Below are 25,182 nucleotides of genomic sequence, written 5' to 3'. Positions count from 1 at the left end.
CGGAATCCATGGTTCCGCTACGGCCGAAGCCCGCGCGGCTGCGGCGGGGCGTCCTCGCCCCGGTTGCCGCGTGAGCGAACATGGAGGACGACATGCCCGATCGCCCCACCTTCCACAAGATCCTCGTCGCCGTCGACGGCTCCCGCCACTCCGACCTCGCGCTCACCATGGCGCTGGCGCTGGCCGAGCGCGACCGCAGCCGGTTGACGGTCCTGACCGTGATCCCCAACGTCAACGAGAGCGCCGCGCTGGCCTACGGCGCCGGCGTCGACCCGGTCGCCATGCAGGGCGACGCCGACCGCGGCGCCGAGAAGACGATGCGCGCCGCGCTCGACGCGGTGCCCGACGACCAGCCGGTCGACTCCGTCACCCGCCGCGGCCACGCCGGCCCCGAGATCGTCGCCCAGGTCCACGACGGCGGTCACGACGCCGTCGTCCTCGGCGCCCGGGGCCTTGGGCGCATCGGCGCGATGTTCGGGTCGGTGAGCCAACACGTGCTGCACAGCGCGGGCGTGGCGGTGTTCGTGGGGCACCTGCCGGACGTGGCGGACGACAGCGCGGGGTGAGGTCGCGGGCGCGGGCGTTGGTTGGCGCTCAACTCGGGGTGTGGGTGTGGTGCGGTGCGTGGCTGAGGGCAGCCAGGGCAACGAGGCGAGGGGCGGCGCCACGCCGGCAGCGGTCGCGTCGCCCTTTCGGCTGCTCGCCCTTGACGCCCTCAACCGCGCACCACAAGCGCCCGAGCTGAGCGCCAGCCAACGCCGGACTACAGCGCCACCACCCGCTCCAACCCCAGCGCCTCGCGCAACCGCACGTCATGGGTCGCGACCACCAACGCCCCCGCCCACTCGCGCAGCGCCCCCTCCAGCACCTCGAGCGACTCGACATCGAGGTGGTTCGTCGGCTCGTCGAGCAGCAGGCACGCCGCGCGGCGGTGGGCCAGCACCGCGAGCTCCGCGCGCGTCCGCTCGCCCGGCGACAGCGTCGCCGCCCGGCGCGCGGCGTGGTCCGCGCCCAGCCCGAAGGTCGCCAGCGCCGTCCGGGCGTCGGACTCGTCCAGGCCCGTGATCGCCCGGACCGACGCCGCCAGCGGCACGTGGGCGCTCAGCGCGTCGCGCTCCTGGCCGAGCCGCGCGATCACGGCCGACGGTGCGGCCAGCCGCCGGCCCCGCTCCGGGACCAGCTCGCCGAGCAGCGCGGCGAGGATGGTGGACTTGCCCGAGCCGTTGGGGCCGTGCAGGAGCACGCGGTCGCCGTAGCCGACCGCAAGGTCGAGCGGGCCGACCGTGAACGACCCGCGGCGCAGCACCGCGCCTTCCAGCGCCACGACCGCGCCGCCGCGGCGCTCGGCGGGCGACAGCACCAGCTTCAACGGCGCGTCGTCCCACGGCTTGTCAGGGACCTCGATCCGGTCCAGCCGGCTCTCGACGCGCGCCGCGCGGCGCTGCATGCCCTGCGCGCGGGACTTGACCCACTCCTCGCTGTGCCGGTCGCCGTCGCGCGGGCGGTGGTGGACCTTGCCCATCGCCGACTGCGCGCGGGCGCGCGTCTCGGTGATCGCGGCGGCCAGGTGCGCCCGCTCGGCCAGCGCCTGCTCATGCTCGGCGACCGCTCGCGCGCGGGCGGCGTCGCGCTCGTGGACGTAGGCCGCCCAGCCGCCGGCGTAGTGCGCGGCCGCGCCGGTGCGCCCGTCGAGCTCCAGCAGGGTCGTCGCCGAGCGCTCGAGCAGGGCGCGATCGTGGGAGACCATCACGACGCCGCCGGCGCGGCCGCCCAGCAGCGCGGCCAGGCGCTCCAGGCCGTCGGCGTCGAGGTGGTTGGTCGGCTCGTCGAGGGCGACGACGTCGAAGCGCGCCGCGCGCAGCACCGCCAGGCCGGCGCGCGCCGCCTGGCCGCCGGACAGCGTGCCGAGCGGCCGGTCGAGCAACGCCATCGACAACCCGAGCTCGTCGGCGGCGGCGGCGACGCGTGCCTCGGCGTCGGCGCCGCCCAGCGCCATCCAGCGCTCCAGCGCGGCGGCGTGCGGCCCGACCGCGTCGAGGTCGCCGGCGGCCAGCCGGGTCTCCTCGCGCTCGACCGCCCGCGCGGCGGCCGCGACGCCCAGGCGCTCCATGATCGTGTCGCGCACCGAGGCGCGGCCCGCGGCGCCGGGGACGTCGGCGAGCTGCGGCAGGTAGCCGACCGTGCCGAAGCGCTGGACGGTCCCGCCGTCCAGCGGCTCGATCCCGGCCAGCGCCCGCAGCAGCGTGGACTTGCCGGACCCGTTGGGGCCGATCAGCGCGAGCCGGGTGCCTGCGTCGACGCGCACGTCCACGTCCTGCAGGACAGTACGGGCGCCGAAGTGCTTCGTGATGCTGCGGGCGTCGAGAAGGGTCGACGGCATGCGGGTGCTCCTTGGGGAGGAAGTGACGAGATGCGGGAAGGCAGCAGCGCGCGACCGGCGGGCGCGGAAGGCGCGGGGCCGGTCGGACTCAGGGCGGCTGTCTAGTTCACGTCACGCATGCGGTGGCCCTCGTCGGGCCGCCGACCAAGGTAGCGAACGACCCCGCGCGCCGTCAATCGGGACGGTACGTGCCGAAGGACCAGACGTTGCCGCCCGGATCCTTGACGGCGAAGTCGCGCGAGCCGTAGTCGGTGTCGAAGACCGCGCGCACGACCTCGGCGCCGGCCGCGACCGCGCGGGCGAAGCCGGCGTCGGGGTCGTCGGTCACCACGTAGGTCGTGGTCGCGTCGCCGGGGAAGTCGCCGTCGCCGTCGCCGCGCGGCCGCTCGCCGAGCATGATGTAGGCGTCGCCCAGCTTGAGCTCGGCGTGGTGGACGACGCCGTCGCGCTGGTGCACCGCGTGCTCGGCAAAGCCGAAGGCGTCGCGCAGGAACGCGATCGCGGCGCGGGCGTCGTCATAGCGGAACGTCGGGATGATCTGAGCCATGGCGCGGACGCTACGCCGCGCGCACGGCCTCGTCTTGGACGTTTGGGAACGCGTCCGGCGCCGCGACGCCGCGGCCCTCCGGCAGGACGCGCGCGAGGTACTCGGTCGGCGTGCAGCCGGCGAGCTCGCGGAAGTCGCGGTTGAGGTGCGGCTGGTCGTAGTAGCCGCCGGCGGCCGCGATCTCGGCGAAGCGCCCCGCGCCGCCGTCGTCCGCGAGCAGGCCGAGGACGCGCTGGAAGCGCAGGATCCGCCCGACCGCCTTGGGCGCGAGGCCGACGTCGTCGCCGAAGCGCGCGGCCAGGTGCCGCCGGCTGCAGCCCAGCTCGGCGCACAGCTGCGCCACGCCGACCGCGCCGTGGGTCGCCACCAGCCGCGACCACGCGAACGCGACGTCGGGTCGCGGCGCCACCGCGCGGTCCAGCCGCGCGAGCAGGAACGCGTCGAGCAGGTCGAAGCGCGCGGCCCAGCTCGCGGTGTCGCGCAGGCGGTCGACCAGCCCGTCGCCGACCAGATCCTCCAGCGCGACCACCCGGCGCGCGATCTCGCGCATCGGCAGCCCGAGCAGCATCCGGGCGCCCAGCGGCGTGAGGTCCAGCTGGATCCCGGCCTGCTCGCCGGGCTGGTGCGTGACGGCCGCGCGGTCGTACAGGCCGGCTACGAACGACCCGAGCGGCCCGGAGTCGTCGACGGCCAGCGGCGGGCCGAGGTTGACGATGACGACGATCGCCGCGTGCGGCACCTCGAGGCGCCGCGGCGGCGCGCCGGTCTCCGCGTAGCCGGTGTAGCCCCGCGCGACGAACGGCGCGAGCGCCGGGTGCGGTGGGCGGCTGGCGGTCTCCCAGTCCCCTACGGGGGAGACGTGATGCTCGATCACGCCTCCCAGTGTCGCGCTACCGGATCGGCAGCGCCACCTTCACCTTGGTCAGCGTCGCGCTGAACGTCGCCGGGCTCGGCCCATAGGTCGGCGCGTCGCGGCCCAGCAGCTCGACGACGATCTTGTGGCCCTTGGGGAACTTCCAGCCGTTGCCGTCCAGCGTGAAGCGGAACGACCCCGTGAAGTCGTCGGTCAACCGGTAGGCGCCGCGGTCGACGAGCTTGACCTTGCCGGTCGCCGGGTCCTGGTCCCAGACGCGGGCGTCGAGCTGGCCATAGCGGCCCTTGACGACCGCCCGGCCCGTGATGACCGGCTGGCCGATCAGCGTCTGACCTCTCGCCGTCGTGCTGAGCGTCGCGTGGCTGGCCTTGTCGGGCGTGTGCGTCGCGCAGTGCGTGCCCATCGCGCCCGCCAGCGGCGACAGCTCGGCCGCGAGCTTGGCGTTGCCGCCCTTGGACGTGATCTTCAGCGCCTTGCTCGTGCCGAAGCGCAGCGTCGACGTGGCCAGCGCGCCGAAGGACGAGGCCTTGAACGGACCGCCGCCCGACGCCGCGGTCTTCGGGCAGGTCGTCGTGTACGCGGTGACCGAGCCCGGCGCGGGCTTGCTGCCGCCCGAGCCCTTGACCCAGGCGTCGAAGAACGCCAGGCCCTGGCGGTCGAACGCGGCGACGTCCTTGGGGTGGTTGGCGCCGGGGTCGTGGCCGAGGTCGGCGACCTGCAGCGCGACCGGCGCGGTCTTGGACTGCGCACGGATGTGGTCGTAGGCGCCGAGCGACTGGCCGACCGGGAACAGCGCGTCGGTCCAGCCGGACTGGAGCAGCAGTGGGGTGGGCGGGCCCGACATCCCCGCGACCCCGTGGTACTTGTAGGAGTTGTCGAGCGTCGGCTGCACCGCGGCGCCGAGCTTGCCGCTGTCGAGCTGGGCCTTCCACTTGGTGAGGTCCGTGCTCAGGTCGCCGCCGGTCGGCGCCGTGAAGCCCGACAGCGCGACCGCGAAGATCCCGGCCGCGTAGGCCTGCGCCTCGACGCCGGTGGGCGTGCGCGACCACGGCCCGCGGCCGTTGCGCGTGAAGATCGACTCGCCGTTGGACCACAGCCAGCGCGGCCAGGCGGCCGTGAGCGAGATCGGCGTGCCCTTCGGGCTCGTCCACGGCGCGTAGGAGCCGTCGGGCAACCGGACGCGGTCCTTGAGGAACGCCAACATGGTGGAGAACCCGCCGCCGAAGGAGATGCCGGTCGAGCCGATCGCGTCCGGCTTGACCACGCCCTGGTCGACGAGTTGGCCGACGAGCGTCTGGATGTCGCGGACCTCGTAGCGCATGTCGCCGAGCCGGGTCCACCCGGTGGCGCAGCTCGGCGTCCGCGACTCCAGCTTGCCGCACGAGTCGCCGAAGCCGCGCGCGGTCGGCGTGACGACCGCGTAGCCCTGCTGCGCGAAGAACCAGTTGTTGTAGGACTTGTCGCCGGCTGTGGACTCGAACGACGTCTTGTCGCCGCCGAGGCCGTGCAGGAGCAGGATCGTCGGGAACGGGCCGTCGCCCGTGGACGGCAGCGTGACGTCGACGTCCAGCGGCGTGCCGTCGAAGCTGGTCGGCCGGGACGAGAGGTCCGTGGTCGGGCAGAAGCGGACGCCGTTCTGGGGCGTGCAGGCGTGGCCGAACGGCGTGGGGTCGGCGGTGGCGGTGGCGGCGGGCAGCAGCGCGAGCAGCGCCGCCGCCGCGCTGGCGAGCAGCGCGGAGCGTGGGACGGACGGCATGGCGGTCGACACTAACTGAACGCGCGGTCAACAGCGGCAGTGCCACGGTGCAGCCGCGCCAAGAAGTAGGTTCCGCAGCGCGATGCTCAGCCGACTGTCCGATCTGGAGCGCCGGCTGGCCGTCCCATACGCCGTCCTGATGATCGGCGCCAACGTCATCGGCGCGGCGATCGTCTTCGCGCTGATCCGCTGGGTCCTGCCGCTACCGCCGGTCGACGACCCCGACCGGGCCCAGCGCGTCAACATCCTCGCGCTCGTCGCCTACCTCGTCTTCGCGGTCCCGATCGGGATGCTCTGGGTGCTGTGGCTCCTGCGCCCCGTCCTCGCGTGGCTGCGCGAGGACCGCCCGCCGACCGCCGCCGAGCAGCGGACGGTCCTGCTGACGCCGGCGCGCGAGGTGCTCGTGCACGGATCGCTGTGGGCGCTCGGCGCCGTCGTCTTCACGGTCATCAACTACGGCTACGACCACGACCTGGCGCTGATCGTCGCGATCACGGTCGGGCTGGCCGGCGCCGCGACCTGCGCGGTCGCCTACCTGCTCGCCCAGCGCGTCCTGCGGCCGGTCGCGGCGCGCGCGCTCGCCGACCACGTGCCGGACGATCCCGCGCTGCCCGGCATCGCCGCGCGCATCCTGTTGACCTACATCCTGGGCACGGGCGTGCCGGTGCTCGGGCTGGTGCTGGTCGGCGCCGGCGTCCTGACCGGGACGATCGACGCTTCGTCGCACCGCCTCGCGGTCACCGCGCTGCTGCTCGGCGGCATCGCGCTCGTCGTCGGCGTCGCGGTGATGGCGCTCACCGCGCGGTCGCTCGCCGATCCGCTGGAGGCCGTGCGCGGCGCGCTACGCCGGGTCCAGCGCGGCGACGACGCGCACGTCGACGTCTACGACGGCAGCGAGGTCGGCCTGCTCCAGGCCGGGTTCAACCGCATGGTCGAGGGCCTGAAGGAGCGCGAGGAGCTGCGCGACCTGTTCGGCCGCCAGGTCGGCGAGGAGGTCGCGCGCCAGGCGCTGGAGCGCGGGATCACGCTCGGCGGCGAGGAGCGCGACGTCGCCGTGTTGTTCATCGACCTGGTCGGCTCGACCGAGCTGGCCCACCAGCGGCCGCCGGCCGAGGTCGTCGAGCTGCTCAACGAGTTCTTCCACGTCGTGGTCGACGTCGTCGACGGCGAGGGCGGCGCGGTCAACAAGTTCGTCGGCGACGCCGCGCTGTGCGTCTTCGGCGCCCCGCTCCCCCACGACGACGCCGCCGGCGCCGCGCTGCGCGCCGCCCGGATCCTGCGCGAGCGGCTCGCCGCCGAGGTGCCGCAGTGCGACGTCGGCATCGGCGTCTCCGCCGGGACCGCGGTCGCCGGCAACATCGGCGCCCAACAGCGCTTCGAGTACACGGTGATCGGCGACCCGGTCAACGAGGCCTCGCGCCTGACCGAGCTGGCCAAGCAGCACGACGGCCGCGTCCTCGCGTCCGAGGCCGCGCTGGAGCGGGCGCGCCGCGACGGGAGCGAGGAGCCGGCGCGCTGGTCGCTCGGCGACGAGGAGACGCTGCGCGGGCGGGCGGCGCCGACGCGGCTGGCGGCGCCGACGGCGCGCTGAGGGTGGCGGTGGCGCCGCGCCGCCCCCTAGAACCGCACCGCGAACCGCGCCCCGCCCAGCGGCTGCGGCGCCCGCTCCACCGCCACGCTCGCCCCGTGATGCCCCGCCTGCTGGGCCACCAGCGCCAGCCCCAGCCCCGACCCCGGCGCATCCGTCCCGTCGATCCGGGCGAACGGCGCGAAGATCCGCTCGCGCTCGGCGTCCGGGACGCCGGCGCCGTCGTCGTCGACGACCAGGACCGGGCCGGCGGCCTCCAGCGTCACGTGCACGCGCGTGCCGCCGTGGCGCACGGCGTTGTTGACCAGGTTCTCGACCACCAGCCGCAGGCCCGGCTCCCAGCCGTCGACGACCACGGGCGCCTCGGGCAGCATCGCGGCGACCGCGACCTCCGGATGGCGCGCACCCGCGGCGGTGACGACCTCGTCGACCAGTTCGGTGAGGTCGACGGGCGCGTGCTCGATCGGCCCCGCCTCCCCGCGCGCGAGCGCCTGCAGGCCGTCGAGGAGGTCGACGAGCCGGCGCTGCTGGACCAGCGCGTCGTCGAGCATCGCCCCGCGCCGCTGCCCGTCCAGGTCGGGATGGCGGCGCAGCGACGACAGGATGGCCTGGACGCTGGTCAGCGGCGTGCGCAGCTCGTGGCCGGCGTCGGCGGCGAAGCGCCGCGTCGCGGCCAGCGCGCGCTCGCGGTCCTCGGCCGAGCGCCCCAGCCGGGCGAGCATCGCGTTGAACGACCGGGCGACCGAGCGCAGCTCCTGCGGGCCGCTGTCGTCGGGCACGCGCCGGCCCAGGTCCTCGTCGTCGGCGATCGACGCCGTCACCGCGCGCAGGCGCCGCAGCGGCCGCAGCACGACCGACGCGATCAACCACACCAGGATGCCCGAGAGGATCACGCCCGCGGCGCCGATCAGCGCGACCCGCTCGCGGAGGTCGTCGATCCGCTGCTCGGTCCCGCGCAGCGACGAGACGACCTCCAGGCGCGCGCGCCCGCCGATCTCCGGATCGCTCAGCGTCGTGACGTAGGCGCGGTAGCGGCGGCCGTCGCTGCTGAACGTCGACAGCCCGCGCGGCAGCGCGCCGTGCGACGGCGGCCGCGGCCCGGCGTCGACCAGCGTGACGCGGCCCAGCGTCAGCCGCAGCGAGCTGCCGGTGGCGCGCAGCACGGCGTCCAGCCGCGGGTCGCGGCCCGGCAGCTCGTTCTGCACCGCGGCGACCGCGGTCGGCCGCGTCAGCTCCGCGGTGCGGCGCAGCCGGTCGTCCAGCGCCGCGCGCTCGGACTTGTCGACCTCGTGCAGCGCGGCCGCGCCCGCGCCCACGACGACCGCCGCGAGGACGAGCAGGACGCCGAGCGTCAGGCGACCGCGAAGGCTGCGCACGGCGTCAGCGTCTCAGGGTCGCAGGACGAAGCCCACGCCGCGCACCGTGTGCAGCACGCGCGGCTCGCCGCCCTGCTCGAGCTTGCGGCGCACGTAGCCCACGAACACGTCGGCGACGTTCGTCTGCGGATCGAACGTGTAGCCCCACACCTCCTCGTGCAGGCGCCCGCGATCCAGGATCTCGCCCGGATGGCGCAGGAACAGCTGCAGGAGGTCGAACTCGCGCCGCGTGAGGTCGAGCGCGCGCTCGCCGCGGCGGACGGAGCGCGCCCGCGGGTCCAGCCGGATGTCGCCGACCACAAGCGCCTCGTCGGCGCCCGCGGGCCGGCGGCGCAGCAGCGCGTGCAGCCGCGCGACGACCTCCTCGAGCGCGAACGGCTTGACCACGTAGTCGTCGGCGCCCGCCTGCAGCCCGGCGACGCGGTCGTCGACCTCGTCACGGGCCGACAACACGCACACCGGCACCTGGTCGCCGCTCGCGCGCAGCCGCCGCAGCACCTCGAGGCCGTCGAGGTCGGGCATGCTCAGGTCCAGCAGGATGACCGCCGGGCTGACGCGCGCCGCGGCCTCCAGCGCGGCGCGGCCGCCGGAGGCCGGCACGACCGAGAAGCCCTCCAGCTCCAACCCCGCCGCGACGGCGCGGCGGATCGCGGGGTCGTCGTCGACGAGCAGGACGACGGGCCCCGCGGAGGCATCAGCCACGTTCGACGACCTCGCAGTTGTGGGCGACCGTGTCCCCCGCGTCGGCGATCACGCGGTCGCGGCCGGGGCCGCAGCCGACGTCGTCGACCTCGCCGTCGCGGGCGTTGATGATGTCGTTGCCCCTGCCGCCCTCGATCGTGTCGCGGCCCGGCCCGCCGGTGATGCGGTCGCCGCCCGCGCCGCCGAGCAGGACGTCGTCGCCGGCGCCACCGCCGATGCGGTCGTTGCCGGCGTCGCCCGACACGAGGTCGTTGCCCGGCCCGCCGTTGAGGCGGTCCTTGCCGGGGCCGCCGAAGATCCGGTCGTCGCCGCCGCGGCCGTTGATGACGTCGGCGCCCGTGGTGCCGTTCAGGACGTCCGCCTGGCGCGTCCCGGTGTGGGTCTGAGCGTGGACGACGCTCGTCCCGACGCCGAGCACCAGCGACACGATCACCACGGGGAGGACGAAGCGGAAGGGCATGGACATGAGCATGACGCAGGTTCCCGGGCGATCATCGCGCGCGGGCAGCCTCTCACGAATCTCTCATGGAGCATGAGGAAGCGGTGAGAGCACGCTGGGAAACGGAGCGGAACCGGTGAACCTGCCGAGCAAGTCATACGACCTGCTCTCAGGAGGACGGAGAACCACCATGCAGCTTCGCAAGTCCATCATCGGCGCCACCATGGCGCTGGCCATCGTCCCGGCGACGCCCGCGCTGGCCGCGACCATCACCGGAGGCCCCGGCAACGAGCACCTGCGGGGCACGAAGGTGGCCGACACGATCGACGGCAACGCCGGCAACGACCGCATCTTCGGCCGCGGCGGCAACGACGCCCTGACCGGCGGGCCGGGCAACGACTGGATCAACGGCGGCGCCGGCGACGACGCGATCACGGGCGACGCCAACGCCACGGGCGACCTGACCTCCTACGACCGCCTCTTCGGCGGCAGCGGCAACGACACCATCAAGGGCGGCGACTCGCGCGACCGCATCTACGGCGGCTCGGGCGACGACAAGTCCTACGGCGAGAACGGCAACGACCTGATGGCCGGCGGCACCGGCAACGACGTCCAGGACGGCGGCCCGGGCAACGACAGGATCTACGCCAACCTCGGCCAGGACACCACCTACGGCGGCGACGGCAACGACGACCTGTGGGCGCTGGCCCGCGGCGACGTGCAGGCCGGGGTGGGTGGGACCGGGTCTGTGGATCAGACCGGCGACACGCTCGACGGCGGCCCCGGCAACGACCGCTTCCACACGCGTGACGGCGAGGTCGACCGCATCACCTGCGGCGACGGCCGCGACGTCGCGCTGCTCGACAACGTCGACATGATCACCGACGCGACCGCCGGCAACCCCAACGGCTCGTGCGAGAAGGTCGTCCGCAAGGACCCGCAGCCGCGCGAGGCGAAGTCCGAAGACGCGCAGCAGGCTCCGGCCGCCGCCAACGTCCAGTCCTAGGGCTCCGGCGACGGGGCGGCGACCACGGCGTGGCTCGTCTCCCCCGTCGCCACCAGCCGATCGGCCACGTCGCGCACCTCGACGCGCACGTGGCCGATCCGCGCCCCGGCCTTGAGCACCGTCGCCCGCACGGTCAGCGCGACGCCGGGGCGCGCCATGCCGATGAAGCGAGGTCGGGACCGGTCGCCATACGCGGCATCCTACGATCCGACCATGCCGCCGGACATCCGCCTCGAGCCGTTCACCGACGACCACCTCGCCGCGTTCGCGGAGCTCGTCGACGACCCGGACGTGCTGCGCTACACGCGCTTCCCCGATCCGCCGGAGCCGGACTTCCCGCCGCAGTGGCTCGGGCGCTACGAGCAGGGCCGGCGCGACGGGACCAAGGAGGCGTTCGCGGTGCTCGACGCCGACGGCACCTTCCTCGGCGTGGCGCTGGCGGTCGAGATCGACCGCGCGGCCGCCGAGGCCGAGCTCGGCTACCTGACCGCCCCGGCCGCGCGGGGGCGCGGGATCGCGACCGCCGCCGTCCTGGAGCTGACGCGCTGGGCGCTCGCCGACCAGGGGCTGGAGCGCGTCGTCCTCATCATCTCCAGCGGCAACGTCGGCTCCCGCAAGGTCGCCGAGCGTGCCGGATACCTGCGCGACGGCGTGCTGCGCAACGCCTACGTCAAGCCCGGCATCCGGGCCGACACCTTCGTCTACTCGCGGCTGCGCAGCGACCCGGAGCCCGCGCCCCGCTAGCCGAGCAGCTTGGCGAGCGGAGCGCCCCAGGCGCTCAGGTCGTCGGGCGGCGGGACCTTGTAGCCGAGGTAGAGGTCGACGCCGATGTCGCCCGTCGCCCACTTGGCGAAGCTCTCGGCGAAGCGCTCCTCCTCCGCCGCGCACGAGCCCATGAGCTGCTCGTCGCAGCCGTAGCCGGCCGGGATCCGCGCGTCGAGCGTCTTGTCCAACGCCTCCGGGACCAGCGCGAAGTCGACGACGTGGCCGAGCTCGTGCAGGACCACGCGGTCGATGCCGCGCTGGGCGTAGCGGCGCCAGACCAGGCCGAGGTCGAGCGTCACGTCGTAGCGGCCGTCGGGCCGGCTCGCGGTCAGGCCGACCGCGGACCCGCCGGGCGACCCGACGTGCACGTTCACCAGCCCGTCGACCTCGGCGACGAGCGCCTGGGCCTGCGGGTTGGCGTGCGAGACGGCGGTGAGGATCGCGGTCCGGTCGCCCGGCGCGATCGACGGGTCGAACGTGAACGTGGCCGCCCGCTCGTTCGCGTTGACCTGGTCGACGACGCGGCCGCCGCCGCTCGCGGGCGCCGTCGCGACCCGGTGCGCGCGCACGACGCCGATCGCGATCACGAGGCCCACGAGGATGCCAAGCGGCACGACGAACGGACGGAATCGGTCCTCCACTACCCCTGCATCGGCGCCGGGCGCGCTAGCTTGAAGGGGTGTCGGTCACCGTCGACGGCCCTCACTTCGCCTACGCCCTGCATCCGCTGGCGCGCAATCGGCTCGGCCAGCGCTGGCGTTGGGAGCTGTGGCACGGCGCCACGCTCGTCGCGGCCGGCTGGCGGATGACCCTCCAGCACGCCGAGCGCGCGCTGTGCACGGCGGCGTCCCGGCGCGGGCACGCCCAGCTCGGCCTCCGCGCGCTGCGCCCCGATCGCACCTTCCCGGCCAGCGGGCTCAGCGCCGGCATGCCGGTGCGCGTCGACTGCGGCGCGTTCGAGTGCACGCTCGTTCCGCGCCGGCCCGGCGCCGCCGGCTGGCAGCCCGGCGCGATGGCCGTCTAGGCGCGCGCGCCGCCGTCGGCGGCGTTAGGGTTCCGGCGCGATGCCGTCCCTCGTCCGGCGTGCGGGGGCGTTGGCCCTCACCGCCCTCGTCATCTACGGCGTCGCCCCGGCGATCGGCGAGGTGCTGGGCGCGTGGCCGAAGGTCGCGAACCTCAAGCCGTACTGGCTGGTCGGGATGGTCGTCGCCGAGGCGCTGTCGTGCTTGTGCCTCTGGGAGCTGCAGGCGCTGTCGATCGGGACGCGCGACCTCAAGGCGGTCGCGACCTCGCAGCTGGCCGGCGGCGCGCTGGGTCGCGTGGTCCCGGGCGGGGCGGCCACGGCGGCGGCCGCGCAGTACAACATGCTCAACGCCGCCGACGTGCCGCGCAGCGCGATCGCGACGGGCCTCGCGGCGGCCACGGTGCTCCAGATCGCCGGCCTCTGCGTCCTGCCCGTGCTGGCGCTGCCGGCGATCGTCTTCGGGCTGCGGGTGCCCGAGACGCTGCTGGAGACGGCGATCCTCGGGCTCGTCCTGTTCGTCGCGATGCTGGGCGTCGGCCTCGCGGTGGCGCGCAGCGACGACGCGCTGCGCTGGGTCGGCCGCGCCGCCGTCAACGTCAGCGGCCGGCTGCCCGGCGACCGCGGCCTGTCGGCCGGCTTCCCGAACCGCCTCGTGGCCCAGCGCGACGAGGTGACCGAGCGGCTCGGGGACCGGATGGTCCGCGCGTGCGCGGCGGCGGTCGGCCGCTGGATGTTCGACCTGCTCGCGCTGATGACCGCGGTGACCGCCGTCGGCGCGCATCCGCGCTTCAGCCTCGTCCTGCTCGCCTACGTCGGCGCCCAGCTGCTGGCCCAGATCCCGGTGACGCCGGGCGGCCTGGGCGTCGTCGAGGCCGGCCTGACCGCGACGCTGGCGCTGGCCGGGGTCCGCGGCGGGGACGCGGCCGTCGCGACGCTCGCCTACCGGCTGGTCTCCTACTGGCTCATGCTCCCCGCCGGCCTGATCGCCTGGCTCGTGCACCGCCGCCGGCTCGCGGTGCAGGCCGCGGCCTGATCGCGCAGCCGCCGTCTCACCCCGAAAGGGCGAATCGCCCTCACCCGCCCGGGTGACACGGTCGCCCGAGGATGCCCGGCGGCCTCGGACCACGGACGCTCGCCACGCTGCTCATCGCTGCCGTGGCGCTGTTGGCGCTGGGCCCGATCGTGCCCGGGTACTCGGTCGCGGGCTTCTGGGACGCGGCGGCGCTCGCGGCGCTGGGCGGCGTCCTCAACGCGGTCCTGTGGCCGCTGCTGGTCCGGATCGCCCTGCCGATCACGGTCCTGACGCTCGGCGCCGCCGTCCTCGTCCTCAACGGCCTGGTGCTGATGCTGGCGGCCACCATCGTCCCGGGCGTCGACATCGACGGCCTCGGCGCCGGCATCGTGGTGGCGCTCGGCGTGACGCTGATCACGACGGTGGTCGCCGCGCTGCTGTCGATCGACGACGACGACCGCTTCGCCGCGCACGTCGCGCTGCGCCGGCGGCACGGCCGCGCCGGCGCCGCCCAGCACAGCGACGTCCCCGGGATCCTGTTCCTGGAGATCGACGGCCTCGCCCACGTCGTCCTGCAGCGCGCGCTGCGCGACGGCAACGCGCCGACGCTGCAGGGCTGGGTCGCCGAGGGCAGCCACCGCCTGATGCGCTGGGAGACCGACTGGTCGTCGCAGACCGGCGCCTGCCAGGCGGGGATCCTGCACGGCGACAACCACGACATGCCCGCGTTCCGCTGGTGGGAGAAGGACCGCGGCGGGCCGATCGTCACCAACCACCCGCGCGACGCCGCCGAGATCGAGCGCCGCGTCTCCAACGGCCGCGGGCTGCTCTTCGACGACGGCGCGAGCCGCGCGAACATCCTCAGCGGCGACGCGCCGCACTCGCTGCTGACGATGAGCACGGTGCTCGACGTCCGCCGCGGCCGGTTGGGCGAGGACTACTTCACCTACTTCGCCAGCCCCTACAACGTGGCGCGCACGCTGCTGCTCACGCTGTACGACGTCGCCGACGAGATGGTGCACGCGACGCAGCAGCGCCGGCGCGGCGTGCGCCCGCGCGTCAAGCGCGGCTGGAAGTACGCGGTGATGCGCGCCTACGCGACGGCGGTCCAGCTCGACCTCCAGGTCGAGTCGGTCATCGGCGACGTCGAGGCCGGGCGGCCCGTCATCTACACCACGTTCCTGGCCTACGACGAGGTCGCCCACCACTCGGGCATCGAGCGCGCCGACACGCTCGCCGTGCTGCGCCGCGTCGACCGCCGGATCAAGCGCATCGCCAACGCCGCGCAGGCGCGCGGGGCGCGACCCTACGAGGTGGTGGTGCTGAGCGACCACGGCCAGACGCAGGGCGCGACGTTCCGCGACCGCTACGGCCTGACGCTCGACGCGCTGGTCCAGGACGCGTGCGGGATCGGCGACGCGGCGATGGCCGCCGAGGGCTCGGGCGAGGACGAGGCCGCCGGCCGGCTCGGCGCCGCGCTGACCGAGGCCGGGACGGGCGACGGCGCGGGCGCCCGGGCGATCCGCATCGCGACGCGCGGGCGAACGGTGGACGGCGAGGTGCGGATGGAGGACGCCGCCGCCGGCGACGCGCCGGCCATCGAGCCCGGCGCGCTGCCCGAGGTGTCGGTCATGGCCTCGGGCAACCTGGGGCTGATCACGTTCCCGCGCCTGCCGGGCCGCGTCACGCGCGAGACGATCGACATCGAGCACCCCAACCTGCTCGGGACGCTGCGCGCGCACCCCGGGATCGGCTTCCTGCTCGTCCGCGACGCGGCCGGCCACGACGTCGTCCTCGGCCCGCGCGGCACCCACGACCTCACCGCCGGCGCGGTCGACGGCGAGGACCCGCTCGCGCCCTTCGGCCCGCGCGCCGCCGCGCACGTCGTGCGCACCGCCGGCTTCCCGCACTGCCCGGACGTGGTGCTCAACAGCGCCTACTGGGAGCAGACCGACGAGGTCGCCGCGTTCGAGGAGCTCGTCGGCTCCCACGGCGGCCTCGGCGGCCCGCAGGCCCACCCGTTCCTGCTCGCGCCCGCGACGTTCGCGCTGCCGCGCGAGGAGATCGTGGGCGCCGGGCACGTCCACCAGGTCCTGCGCGACTGGCTCGTCGCGCTCGGCCACGCCGCGTACGCCGAGCTGCCCACGTCCTCGACCTCGTCCGCCCCGACTCCGGAGCCCGTCTCATGAGCCCGATCCTGCGCCGCACCACCTCGTCGATCCTGCTCGTGCTCGCGTGCGTCGTGGCGGTGGTGGCCGTGCTCGGCGCGTGGGCCGACCGCCAGCTCCTGGACACCGACCAATGGGTCGACACCAGCAGCCGCCTGCTCGAGGAGTCGGCGGTCCAGGACGCGACCGCCGCCTACCTCTCCGACCAGCTCGTCCAAGGCCCGGCGATCCGCGCGAAGCTCGAAGCCGGCCTGCCGCCGCGCCTGCAGCCGCTCGCGGCGCCGCTGGCCGCCGGCGCGGGCGAGATCGCCGAGCGCACGGCCAGGCGCCTGATCGCCTCGGGCGCCTTCCAGAAGCTGTGGCGCGAGACCAACCGGCGCGCCCACCGGCAGTTCATCGCCATCGTCGAGGGCGACACGCGCCTGGCCAACGCCGGCGTCGTCGTCGACCTGCGCCCGCAGCTCGGCGTCCTGGCCCAGCGCCTCGGGGTCGTGCCCGACGCGACGGGCGACCACGGGACCGTCCACGTCCTGCGCGGCGACAACCTCAAGACGATCCGCAAGGTCGTCCACGCGCTCGAGACGCTGCGCTGGGTCAGCGTCGTCGTGCTGCTCGTGCTGCTCGTCGGCGGCGTCGCGCTCGCGCCCAACCGCGCGCACGGCATCGTCGGCGCCGGCCTGGCCCTGCTGATCGCCGGCCTGCTGCTGCTCGTCGTCCGGCGCGCGGGCGGCCATTACGTCGTCGACAAGCTGGTGGCCAACGGCTCCGACGAGGGTGCCGCGACGGCGACCTGGAGCATCACCACGTCGCTGCTGCGCGACATCGCGGGCGCGCTCGTCGTGCTCGGCGTCGTGGACGTCCTCGCCGGCTGGCTGGCCAGCGGCTCGTCGTGGGCGCGCAAGGTGCGGCGCTTCAGCACGCCCGCGCTCACCGAGCATGGCGGCCTGGTCTTCGGCGGCGTCCTCGTGCTGCTGCTCGTCCTCCTCGCCGCCGGGCTGCTGCCCGCCGCCGGCCAGCTCTGGGCGATCGTGCTCTACGTCCTGCTCGCAGGCCTCGGCGTCTGGGCGCTGCGCCGGCAGGTCGAGCGCGAGGCGATCGCGGACGCATGACGCGCCTCGTCTGGCTCGGCCACGCGACCGTCCTCGTCGAGCTGGCCGGCATCCGGATCCTGACCGATCCCGTCCTGCGCTCGCGCGTCGCGCACCTGCGGCGCCACGCGCCCGCGAGCACCCCGGCGCTGCCGGCGCCGCTGGACGCCGTCCTGGTGTCGCACCTGCACTACGACCACGCCGACGTCCCGACCCTGCGGCGCCTCGACGACGTCGTTCCGGTGATCGGGCCGCGCGGGACGCGCGCGACGCTGGCGAGCACCGCGGGGCTGCGCGACGTCCGCGAGGTCGTCGTCGGCGAGGTGGTGGAGCTCGGCCTGGGCGTGACCGTGCGCGCGGTCCCGGCCCGCCACGACGGCCGCCGCCGCCCGCTCGGCCCGGCGGTCGACGCGCTGGGCTTCGTCATCGAGGGCGACGGCCGCCGGATCTACTTCGCGGGCGACACCGACCTGTTCGACGGCATGGAGCGGATCGGCGACGGCGGCCTGGACGTCGCGCTGCTGCCGGTCTGGGGTTGGGGCCCGACGCTCGGGCCCGGCCACCTCGACCCCGAGCGCGCGGCCGACGCCGCGGCGCTGCTGCGCCCGCGGATCGCGCTCCCGATCCACTGGGGCACGTACCTGCCGATCGGCCAGCGCCGGCGCCACGGCCACCTGCTCACCGATCCGCCGCGCACGTTCGCGGCGCGCGCGGCGGAGGTCGCACCGGACGTGAAGGTGGCGCTCCTCGCCCCCGGGGAGGCGCTGGAGCTGGACGACGACGGCTAGGCGGGCGTGGGCCGCAGCGGCGTCGCGCCGCCCGCGTCGGCGGCCGCGTGCGCGACGCCGCGCAGCCGCCAAGCGCTGAACATCAACATGATGCCGCGGACCACGAAGCCGATGCCGACGAGGATCGCGACGGTCCCGAGCCCGAGCTTCGGCCACACCAGCAGCGCGATGCCGAGGCCCACGTCGATCAGCCCGCCGAGGATCAGCAGCACGCGGTGCTGGGTGCCGCGCAGGAACGCGCGGATGACCTCGATGGCGCCGTCCATGACGAGCCAGATCCCGAGTGCGATGATCAACACCAACAACGTCTCGCCCGGCCGGCGCATGACGATCAGGCCCGTGATGACGCCGAGCACGCCGAGGACGATCCGCAGCGTGCGGTCCGGCGCCTCGTCGTCGGCGATCCCCTCGCCGATCAGGAACGCGCTGAGCACCGTCAGGTTGATGCCGGCGATCAGCGCGAGCGCGAGCAGCGTGACGCCCGGCCAGACCAGGGCCAGGATCCCGCACACCAGCGAGAGCAACCCCACCACCATCGGGATCCACCAGGAGCTGTACCACCCCTTGGCCTGCGCACCAGCGGTCATCGCACGTCCTCTCTGAAGTCGGTGCGACGACCGTAAGACCGGGGCGGGTGGCTGCGGCTCACCCCTTCTGGGGGATCTGCGCTCCCCCGGTCGCGGGAGCGTCCGCGGTGCGTGTGACCCACCTCACGGTCGCTTCGCTCGAGCGACCTCCTAGCGTGGTCGAACCTTCCGTGCTCGTCGCCGCCTAGGCCTTCGCCTCGGCCACCGCGGCGGCGTCGCCCAGCGACGCCTCGGGCACGCCGAAGGCCTCGACCAGCGCGGTCGCGTGCGGGCGCAGCGCGCCGCAGAGCGTGTTGACCGCCTTGATGACGGCCTTGGACCGCGTCGACGACAGCCGGCCGTGCTCCTGGAACCAGCCCCGGTCGGCCTCGATCGTGCTCAAGGCGTACAGGTCGCACACGCGGTCCAGCAGCGCGCGCGAGCCCGGGTCGGCGCACTGGCCGATCTTGGCGGCGAAGGCCTCCAGGACGACGCAGTCGACGTACGCGCGCGCCGCGGCGATCAGGTGGTCCTGGCAGTCGATCAGGACGTCGAAGGGCTCGCGCCCGGCGTCGATGCCGCCCTTCAGGCGGCGGGCGACGCCCGACTTGACGTGGTCGGCGCGCCAGCGCAGCAGCTCGAGTTGCACGTCGCGGCTGGTGAGGTCGGCCTGGTCGTCGCGGCCGGGCAGCAGGTCGTCGGCCAGGCGCGTCAGCACCTCGCGCATCGCGCTGCGCTCGGCGACGGTCTCGAAGCCCTGCTTGGCGTAGAAGCCGGCCGTGCCGAGCGGGTCGAGCTCGCCGAGCTGGTCGCGGAAGTCGGTCAGCAGGTTCTTGGCCGCGAGCTGGAGCAACACGGTGTTGTCGCCCTCGAACGTCGTGAAGACGTCGGTGTCGGCCTTCAGCGCGGCGAAGCGGTTGCCCTTCAGGTAGCCCATGCCGCCGCAGGCCTCGCGGCACTCCTGGATCGTCGCGGTCGCGTGCCACGTCGCGACGGCCTTCAGGCCGGCGGCCAGCGTCTCCAGCTCGCGCTTCTCGCGGTCGAGCTCGGCGTCGGAGGTGAACACATGGTGCAGCCGGGCGACCAGATCCTCCTGCGCGAAGTGCAACGCGTACACCTTGGCCAGCGCGGGCAGGAGGCGGCGCTGGTGGGTGCGGTAGTCCATCAGGACGACCTCGGGCGCCCCCGGCGGGCCGAACTGGCGCCGGGACTCCGCGTGGCGCACGGCGATCGCCAGCGCCACCTTCGTCGCGCTGATCGACGCGCCGCAGACCGACACGCGGCCCTGGATGAGCGTCCCCAACATGGTGAAGAACCGCTTGGTGGAGGACGCGATCGGCGACGTGTAGACGCCGTCCTCGTCGACCGACGCGTAGCGGTCGAGCAGGTTGTCGCGCGGCACCCGCACCTCGTCGAACCAGATCCGGCCGTTGTCGACGCCGTCGAGGCCGAGCTTGGCGCCGCAGTCCTCGATCCGGATGCCCGGCAGCGTCGCGCCGTCCGCGTCGCGCAGCGGCACGAGCAGCGCGTGGACGCCGCGCTCCTCCCCACCGACGATCAGCTGCGCGAAGACCGCGGCCATCCGGCCGTCGCGCGCGGCGTTGCCGATGTAGTCCTTGCGCGCCGCGTCGTCGGGCGTGGCGACGACGAACTCGCCGGTCGCCGCGTCGTAGGTCGCCGTCGTGGCGAGCTGCTGGACGTTGGAGCCATGGCCGCTCTCGGTCATCGCGAAGCAGCCGGGCAGGCGCAGCGCGGCGATGTCGGCCAGGTAGCGCTCGTGGTGCTTGCGGGTGCCGAGGTGCAGCACCGCGCCGCCGAACAGGCCGAACTGGACGCCGCACTTGACGAGCAGGCTGAGATCGCCGAAGGCCAGCGTCTCGAAGCCCGCGATGGCGCCGCCGACCTGGCCCTCGCCGCCGTAGGCCCGAGGAAAACCGCGCGCGGTCTGGCCGGCGTCGGCGAGCTCCTCGGCCCACGCGAGCACCTGCGCCCGGTGCTCTTGCATCGGGAGGTCGGGGCGGGGCGCGTTGGCCGGATCGCTCAGCCACGTGCGGCAGAGGTCGCGGATCGCGGCGTGCTCGCCGTCGAGGAGCGCGCGCAGCGCGGCGAGGTCGGGCGCCGGCGCGGGCGGCGTGGCCGGGTGAGCGGGTGCAGCCATGGGACATCCTTCGTGCCTGGGACGGGTGCGGCACCCAGGTTGCCCGTTCCCCTGTGCGTCAAATCACCAACTTGTAGCGTTTGCGCCTCCATGGCCCGCCGCCGATCCGGCCCAGAGATCCTCGCCGCCTCCGGCGACCTGCTCGTCCAGCGCGACGCCGACCGGCCGTCGGGCCGCCTGCTGAGGCAGGGCGACATGGACGCGTCCTACGTCGACCTCGCCGATCCGCGCCACCTGGAGTTCGACTACCTGCGCCGGATGCGCGACCTCGTCGAGGCGCTGCGCGCGCGGCGGATCGTGCACGTCGGCGGAGCGGGCGCGGCGCTGGCCCGTGCGCTGGCGGCCAGCGACCGGACCGCGACGCGCCGCCAACATGTCGTCGAAGTCGATCCGGACGTGGTCGCGCTGGCGCGCGAGCACCTCGGCCTGCGCAAGGCGCCGGGCCTGAAGGTCAAGGTCGCCGACGGCCGCGCGTGGCTGGCCGGGCGCGCGGATGGCTCGGTCGACGCGCTGCTGGTCGACGCGTTCGTCGGCGCGCGCGTGCCGCGCCACCTGGCGACCCGGGAGGCGCTGCGCGACGCCGCGCGCGTCGTGGCGCCGGGCGGCGCGTTGGCCATCAACGTGGTCGACGCCCCGCCGATGGACGACGTGCGCGCGATCGGCGCCGGGTTGGTGGAGGCGTTCGCCACCGTGGCGGCGGTCGGCGGCGGACCGGTCCTGCGCGCGCGCCGGCAGGGCAACGTCGTCCTGATCGCCGCTCACGGCCCGCTGCCGCTGGAGCGCCTGCGCGTCAGGGGCGCCGCCGACGGCGCCTCGCCGGCCACCCTGGCCACGCCGCGCGAGGTGGAGCTGCTCTGCCGCGGCACCCCGCCGTGGCAGGATTGACCCGTGCCCCATCTCTCGCTCGCCTCGGTCCTGCAGGAGTCGGCGCTGCGGCGACCCGACAAGGTCGCGGCCGTCGAAGGCGCCCGGCAGGCCACCTACGGGGAGCTGTGGAGGCTGGCGCTGCGGCGGGCCGGCGCGCTGCGCGCGGCGGGCGTCCGGCCCGGCGACCGCGTCGCGCTGCTCGGCCTCAACACCATCGACTTCGTCACCGCCTACTACGGGATCCTCGCGCGCGGCGCGGTGGTCGTCCCGGTGGCGCCGATGCTCGTGGCCGACGAGATCGCGTTCCTGCTGGAGGACGCGGGCGCTCGCGTGGCGTTCGTCGCCGACGAGCTGCAGGACGTCGTGGCCGCGGGCGCCGAGGCGGCGGGCGTGCGCGTGCTGCGGCTGGGCTCCGACGACGCGCTGGCGGCCGAGCCGGAGGCGCTGCGCGAGGCGCGCGAGCCGCTGGACCCCGCGGTGCTGTTCTACACCTCGGGCACGACCGGGCGACCCAAGGGCGCGGTGCTGACGCACTTCAACCTCACGATGAACGTCTTCGTCAACGCCTACACCGCGAACAACATCGTCGCCGACGACGTGATGTTCGGGTGCCTCCCGCTGTTCCACACCTTCGGCCAGACCGTGGCGCTCAACGGCACGTTCCTCGTCGGCGGCACGCTGATCCTCCAGCCGCGCTTCGAGCCCGAGCAGGCGCTGGCGCTCATGAACGAGCACGGCGTCACCGCGTTCCTGGGCGTCCCGACCATGTACATGGCGTTGCTCGCGGCGGTCCGGGCGGCGGGCGCGGGCGCCACGCTGCCCGACCTGCGCCTGTGCGTGTCGGGCGGCGCGCCGCTGCCGATCAAGGTGCTGGAGGAGTTCAACACCACCTTCGACGTCACGATCCAGGAGGGCTACGGGCTGTCGGAGACGTCGCCGACCGCCACCGTCAACCAGCTGGAGTACGGCGTCGAGCCGGGGTCGATCGGCCACGCGATCTGGGGCGTCGAGGTCGAGATCGCCGACCCCGACGTCGACGACGCGATCGTGCTCAAGGACGTCGGCGAGGTCGGGGAGATCGTCATCCGCGGCCACGACGTCTTCGCGGGCTACCACGGGCGGCCGGAGGCGACGGCCGGGGCGATCGTGGACGGCTGGTTCCGCTCCGGCGACCTCGGGGCCAAGGACGAGCGCGGCTTCCTGCGGATCGTCGACCGCAAGAAGGACCTCATCCTGCGCGGCGGCTACAACGTCTACCCGCGGGAGGTCGAGGAGGTCATGATGCGCCACCCCGACGTCGACCAGGTCGCGGTCGTCGGCGTGCCGCACGACACGCACGGCGAGGAAGTGCTGGCCGTCGTCGTGCTGCGCGAGGACGCGGGCGCGCCCGACGCCGACGCGCTGCTGGCGTGGGTCGGCGAGCGCGTGGCGCGCCACAAGCGACCGCGGATGGTGCGCTTCGTCGACGAGCTGCCGCTGGGCCCGTCGCGCAAGGTCCTCAAGCGCGAGCTGCGCGACCGCTTCGCGGGCGAGACGGCGCCGGCCCCTGAGCCTTCTTGACCGTCCGCCCGCGCCGGTTCAGGACGGTCTCCAGTTCCTCCAGCGCGGTGTGCAGGTGGGCGATGAACGGCCACGCGTCCGGGATCTGCCCCTGGTCGGTGACGATCCCGAAGTCGAGGTGGTCGCGGTAGCTCATCACGGTCATGTTGAGGCCGACGCCGTCGACGACGACCGACACGGGGAACATCGACTCGAGCTTGGCGCCCGCGCAGAACAGCGACTCGCGCGGGCCCGGGACGTTGGAGATCACCAGGTTCAACGGCGGCCGCGTCCGGCTCAGCAGGTCGATCGTCGTCCGCGCGGCCAGCGCGGCGACGGCCGGCGGGATGAACGCCGTCGCGTCGGTCAGCAGCGACGCCGGCAGCGCCGCGTGGTTGGCCTTCGCGCCCCGCAGCAGCTCGTGCGCACGGCGCAGGCGGTCGCGCGGGTGGGCGACGTTGGTCGGGATCGGGACGATCATCGCCGAGATCCGGTTGCCGAACTCCTGGCGCTCGTGCGGCGCCCGGACCGAGACCGGGACCATCGCGACCAGCGGCGTGCGCGGCAGCTCGTCGCGTTCGATCAGCCACTGGCGGACGGCCGACGCGCAGAGCGTCACCACGACGTCGTTGACCGTGATGCCCAGCTCGTTCTTGATGTCCTTGACCGAGTCCAACGAGAGCGAGCCGAAGGCGAAGCGCCGGTGCGGCGAGATGCGGCCGTTGAACGAGGTCTTGGGCGCGCGGGCCGACGTGATCTCCAGGATCGCGTCGTTGGTCGGCGCGCCGGCCAGGCCGCGCAGCTTGGACAGGCCCTTGGAGAGCGCGGGGACGACCGGGAACGCGTTGGCGCCCGGGATCTCGGTCAGCGCCGGCAGCGTCGTGGGCAGGGCGCGCAACGCGCGCCAGGGCTGGAGCGGGATGCCGGCCGCGCCGCGGGCGAGCATCTCCAGGTCCGACGGGACGCGCTCGCCGCCCCCGTGGCCCGCGGGGCGTGGCGGCAGCTCCTTGCCTTCGGGCGACGGGTCCAGCAGGACCGACAGGATCTCGTTGCCCGAGACGCCGTCGACGACCGCGTGGTGGACCTTGGTCAGCAGCGCGACCTTGCCGTCCGGCAGGCCGTGGATGAGGTAGAGCTCCCACAGCGGCCGCGAGCGGTCCAGCGGCCGGGCGAAGATCCGCGACACGGTCTCGGCGAGCTTGGTGTCGTCGCCGGGCGGCGGGATCGCCGACTCGCGGATGTGGAAGTCGATGTCGAAGTCCGGATCCTCGACCCAGTACGGCAGGTCGAGGCCGAGGGGCACGTTGACGAGCCGCCAGCGAAAGGGCGGCAGCAGGTGCAGCCGCTCGGAGACCATGTGGCACAGGTCCTGCATGGTCAGCTCGCCGCCGGGCGCCGTGGACGGGTCGTACACGCAGAGGCTGCCGACGTGGCCGTAGGTGCGGCCGGACTCGACCGCCAGGAACTGCGCGTCCAACGTCGTCAGCTGTCTCATGCACCAGAACGTTCCCAACTGCGCTGATGCCTAGCCTTCGACGTCATGCCAACGATCTGGACCATCGGCTACGAGCGGCTGCTGCCGGCCGAGCTGGTCGCCGAGCTGCGGGCCGCCGGCGTGCAGCGCCTCGTCGACGTGCGCTACCGGCCGCAGTCGCGCCGCGCCGGGATGTCGAAGACCCGGCTCGGCGAGCTGCTGTCCGACAACGGCATCGCCTACGAGCACCGCCGCGCGCTCGGCACGCCGCCCGACATCCGCTGGTTCTACAAGAACAACCGCTCGCCCGAGGGCGCCGAGCGCTTCGCCGCCCACGTCGAGACGACCGCGGTCGACGACCTCGACGCGCTCGCCGCGGAGCTGTCCTCCCCGATCGCACCCCGCACCGCGCTCATGTGCCTGGAGGCCGATCCGGCGGTCTGCCACCGCCGCACGCTGACCGAGCACCTGCGCCAGCGCATGCCGCGCCTACGCGTGGTCGACCTCTAGCCCCGCCGCTAACGCCGAGATCAGGCGGGTGAAGGAGGTGTCGACGTCGAGGTCGAGGCCGAAGCCGCCGGCGGCCTCGAGGGTCGCGAAGCCGTGGACGGCGGAGCGGAAGGCGCGCAGCGCGTGGATCTCGTCGTCGCCGGAGAGGTCCCAGGCGCGCAGGACGCCCTGCAGGACGACGACGACGTCGGCCGCGGCGGCCTCGTGCTCGGCGTCGCCGGCGGCGGAGGCGGTCACGGCGCCGGCGGTGTAGCGCCCGGGATGGTCCTTGACGAACGTCCGATAGGCCCCGGACGCGGCAAGCAGCCCGTCGAGCCCGGAGCGGCCGACGGCCGCCTCGCGCAGCGCCGCGGCGAGCTCGCCGAGGCCGAGCAGCGCGATGCCGCGCACGAGGCCGTCGCGGCCCTCGACGTGGTTGTACAACGACGGTGACTTGACCCCGAGCTGGGCGGCGACGCGGGCGAGCGTCACCGCGTCGAGACCCTCGTCGTCGGCGATGTCGGCGGCGGCGCGGACCACCTGCTCGCGGTCCAGCCCGGCACGCGGCACGGCGAC

General features: G+C 74.6%; 25 protein-coding genes. 12 read left to right on the top strand and 13 right to left on the bottom strand.

The window, feature by feature from the left end:
• Positions 1 to 92 precede the first annotated feature (92 nt).
• Positions 93 to 566, top strand: coding sequence for a universal stress protein (locus DSM104299_RS13855; RefSeq protein ID WP_272477902.1), 474 nt, complete (start codon positions 93 to 95; stop codon positions 564 to 566).
• A 197-nt stretch (positions 567 to 763) separates the two neighbouring features.
• On the opposite strand, the gene DSM104299_RS13850 is transcribed toward DSM104299_RS13855, so the two are convergent.
• The 4 genes from DSM104299_RS13850 to DSM104299_RS13835 form a co-directional block, all read right to left on the bottom strand.
• Complete coding sequence (locus DSM104299_RS13850) at positions 764 to 2,380, bottom strand: ABC-F family ATP-binding cassette domain-containing protein (protein ID WP_272477901.1); 1,617 nt, start codon at positions 2,378 to 2,380, stop codon at positions 764 to 766.
• Between the two features lie 172 nt (positions 2,381 to 2,552).
• Positions 2,553 to 2,927, bottom strand: coding sequence for a VOC family protein (locus DSM104299_RS13845; protein WP_272477900.1), 375 nt, complete (start codon positions 2,925 to 2,927; stop codon positions 2,553 to 2,555).
• Between the two features lie 10 nt (positions 2,928 to 2,937).
• Entirely contained in the window at positions 2,938 to 3,801 is an 864-nt protein-coding gene (locus DSM104299_RS13840; protein ID WP_272477899.1) for an AraC family transcriptional regulator, read from the bottom strand.
• A 16-nt stretch (positions 3,802 to 3,817) separates the two neighbouring features.
• On the bottom strand, positions 3,818 to 5,557 hold the full coding sequence (locus DSM104299_RS13835; protein ID WP_272477898.1) for an alpha/beta fold hydrolase: 1,740 nt from the start codon (positions 5,555 to 5,557) through the stop codon (positions 3,818 to 3,820).
• A gap of 82 nt (positions 5,558 to 5,639) precedes the next feature.
• Between DSM104299_RS13835 and DSM104299_RS13830 the strand changes: the two genes are divergently transcribed.
• Positions 5,640 to 7,148 carry an adenylate/guanylate cyclase domain-containing protein gene (locus tag DSM104299_RS13830; protein WP_272477897.1) on the top strand — a complete coding sequence of 503 codons (1,509 nt, stop codon included), beginning with the start codon at positions 5,640 to 5,642 and terminating at the stop codon, positions 7,146 to 7,148.
• Positions 7,149 to 7,174: 26 nt separating this feature from the next.
• On the opposite strand, the gene DSM104299_RS13825 is transcribed toward DSM104299_RS13830, so the two are convergent.
• The 3 genes from DSM104299_RS13825 to DSM104299_RS13815 are packed head-to-tail and all read right to left on the bottom strand — an operon-like array spanning position 7,175 to position 9,683.
• Entirely contained in the window at positions 7,175 to 8,521 is a 1,347-nt protein-coding gene (locus DSM104299_RS13825) for a HAMP domain-containing sensor histidine kinase (protein WP_272477896.1), read from the bottom strand.
• Positions 8,522 to 8,533: 12 nt separating this feature from the next.
• On the bottom strand, positions 8,534 to 9,223 hold the full coding sequence (locus DSM104299_RS13820; protein WP_272477895.1) for a response regulator transcription factor: 690 nt from the start codon (positions 9,221 to 9,223) through the stop codon (positions 8,534 to 8,536).
• Complete coding sequence (locus DSM104299_RS13815) at positions 9,216 to 9,683, bottom strand: calcium-binding protein (protein WP_272477894.1); 468 nt, start codon at positions 9,681 to 9,683, stop codon at positions 9,216 to 9,218. Before DSM104299_RS13815 ends, DSM104299_RS13820 begins: the two co-directional genes overlap by 8 nt.
• Before the next feature lie 169 nt (positions 9,684 to 9,852).
• Here DSM104299_RS13815 and DSM104299_RS13810 point away from each other — a divergent pair, with 169 nt between their 5' ends.
• Entirely contained in the window at positions 9,853 to 10,668 is an 816-nt protein-coding gene (locus tag DSM104299_RS13810; protein WP_272477893.1) for a calcium-binding protein, read from the top strand.
• Here DSM104299_RS13810 and DSM104299_RS13805 read toward each other — a convergent pair.
• Positions 10,665 to 10,826 carry a hotdog domain-containing protein gene (locus DSM104299_RS13805; protein WP_272477892.1) on the bottom strand — a complete coding sequence of 54 codons (162 nt, stop codon included), beginning with the start codon at positions 10,824 to 10,826 and terminating at the stop codon, positions 10,665 to 10,667. The genes DSM104299_RS13810 and DSM104299_RS13805 overlap by 4 nt on opposite strands.
• Before the next feature lie 55 nt (positions 10,827 to 10,881).
• Here DSM104299_RS13805 and DSM104299_RS13800 point away from each other — a divergent pair, with 55 nt between their 5' ends.
• On the top strand, positions 10,882 to 11,412 hold the full coding sequence (locus tag DSM104299_RS13800; protein WP_272477891.1) for a GNAT family N-acetyltransferase: 531 nt from the start codon (positions 10,882 to 10,884) through the stop codon (positions 11,410 to 11,412).
• On the opposite strand, the gene DSM104299_RS13795 is transcribed toward DSM104299_RS13800, so the two are convergent.
• Positions 11,409 to 12,047, bottom strand: coding sequence for a hypothetical protein (locus DSM104299_RS13795; protein ID WP_272477890.1), 639 nt, complete (start codon positions 12,045 to 12,047; stop codon positions 11,409 to 11,411). The genes DSM104299_RS13800 and DSM104299_RS13795 overlap by 4 nt on opposite strands.
• Before the next feature lie 65 nt (positions 12,048 to 12,112).
• Between DSM104299_RS13795 and DSM104299_RS13790 the strand changes: the two genes are divergently transcribed.
• The 5 genes from DSM104299_RS13790 to DSM104299_RS13770 all read left to right on the top strand — a co-directional run bounded on the left by DSM104299_RS13790 (position 12,113) and on the right by DSM104299_RS13770 (position 17,513).
• On the top strand, positions 12,113 to 12,457 hold the full coding sequence (locus DSM104299_RS13790) for a hypothetical protein (RefSeq protein ID WP_272477889.1): 345 nt from the start codon (positions 12,113 to 12,115) through the stop codon (positions 12,455 to 12,457).
• A 40-nt stretch (positions 12,458 to 12,497) separates the two neighbouring features.
• The gene (locus DSM104299_RS13785) at positions 12,498 to 13,490 is read left to right on the top strand and encodes a lysylphosphatidylglycerol synthase transmembrane domain-containing protein (protein ID WP_272477888.1); all 993 of its coding nucleotides are present in this window, start codon (positions 12,498 to 12,500) and stop codon (positions 13,488 to 13,490) included.
• Positions 13,491 to 13,561: 71 nt separating this feature from the next.
• Positions 13,562 to 15,658, top strand: coding sequence for a phage holin family protein (locus tag DSM104299_RS13780; RefSeq protein ID WP_272477887.1), 2,097 nt, complete (start codon positions 13,562 to 13,564; stop codon positions 15,656 to 15,658).
• The gene (locus DSM104299_RS13775; protein ID WP_272477886.1) at positions 15,655 to 16,746 is read left to right on the top strand and encodes a hypothetical protein; all 1,092 of its coding nucleotides are present in this window, start codon (positions 15,655 to 15,657) and stop codon (positions 16,744 to 16,746) included. The genes DSM104299_RS13780 and DSM104299_RS13775 overlap by 4 nt, the downstream gene beginning before the upstream one ends.
• On the top strand, positions 16,743 to 17,513 hold the full coding sequence (locus DSM104299_RS13770; RefSeq protein WP_272477885.1) for an MBL fold metallo-hydrolase: 771 nt from the start codon (positions 16,743 to 16,745) through the stop codon (positions 17,511 to 17,513). Before DSM104299_RS13775 ends, DSM104299_RS13770 begins: the two co-directional genes overlap by 4 nt.
• On the opposite strand, the gene DSM104299_RS13765 is transcribed toward DSM104299_RS13770, so the two are convergent.
• Positions 17,510 to 18,100: an HdeD family acid-resistance protein gene (locus DSM104299_RS13765; RefSeq protein WP_272477884.1), complete on the bottom strand. Its 591-nt coding sequence runs from the start codon at positions 18,098 to 18,100 to the stop codon at positions 17,510 to 17,512. The genes DSM104299_RS13770 and DSM104299_RS13765 overlap by 4 nt on opposite strands.
• A 184-nt stretch (positions 18,101 to 18,284) precedes the next feature.
• Positions 18,285 to 20,237 (bottom strand): acyl-CoA dehydrogenase family protein, encoded by a 1,953-nt coding sequence (locus DSM104299_RS13760; protein ID WP_272477883.1) that lies wholly within the window; start codon positions 20,235 to 20,237, stop codon positions 18,285 to 18,287.
• Between the two features lie 90 nt (positions 20,238 to 20,327).
• Between DSM104299_RS13760 and DSM104299_RS13755 the strand changes: the two genes are divergently transcribed.
• Positions 20,328 to 21,122: a spermidine synthase gene (locus DSM104299_RS13755; protein WP_272477882.1), complete on the top strand. Its 795-nt coding sequence runs from the start codon at positions 20,328 to 20,330 to the stop codon at positions 21,120 to 21,122.
• A gap of 3 nt (positions 21,123 to 21,125) precedes the next feature.
• Complete coding sequence (locus DSM104299_RS13750) at positions 21,126 to 22,664, top strand: long-chain-fatty-acid--CoA ligase (RefSeq protein ID WP_272477881.1); 1,539 nt, start codon at positions 21,126 to 21,128, stop codon at positions 22,662 to 22,664.
• Here the strand turns inward: DSM104299_RS13750 and DSM104299_RS13745 are convergent.
• Entirely contained in the window at positions 22,603 to 24,138 is a 1,536-nt protein-coding gene (locus DSM104299_RS13745) for a WS/DGAT/MGAT family O-acyltransferase (RefSeq protein WP_272477880.1), read from the bottom strand. The two genes, DSM104299_RS13750 and DSM104299_RS13745, sit on opposite strands and share 62 nt — an antisense overlap.
• Positions 24,139 to 24,183: 45 nt before the next feature.
• On the opposite strand from DSM104299_RS13745, the gene DSM104299_RS13740 reads away from it, so the two are divergent.
• Positions 24,184 to 24,627: a DUF488 domain-containing protein gene (locus DSM104299_RS13740; RefSeq protein ID WP_272477879.1), complete on the top strand. Its 444-nt coding sequence runs from the start codon at positions 24,184 to 24,186 to the stop codon at positions 24,625 to 24,627.
• On the opposite strand, the gene DSM104299_RS13735 is transcribed toward DSM104299_RS13740, so the two are convergent.
• A complete protein-coding gene (locus DSM104299_RS13735) occupies positions 24,607 to 25,176 on the bottom strand; it encodes a TetR/AcrR family transcriptional regulator (protein ID WP_272477878.1) in 570 nt (189 codons plus the stop codon). The genes DSM104299_RS13740 and DSM104299_RS13735 overlap by 21 nt on opposite strands.
• Positions 25,177 to 25,182: the final 6 nt, after the last annotated feature.

The organism is Baekduia alba (genome assembly GCF_028416635.1).
GTDB classification, from domain to species: Bacteria; Actinomycetota; Thermoleophilia; order Solirubrobacterales; family Solirubrobacteraceae; genus Baekduia; species Baekduia alba.
Note: the sequence above shows the minus strand (reverse complement) of the source record. Positions and strands in the feature narration are given on the sequence as shown.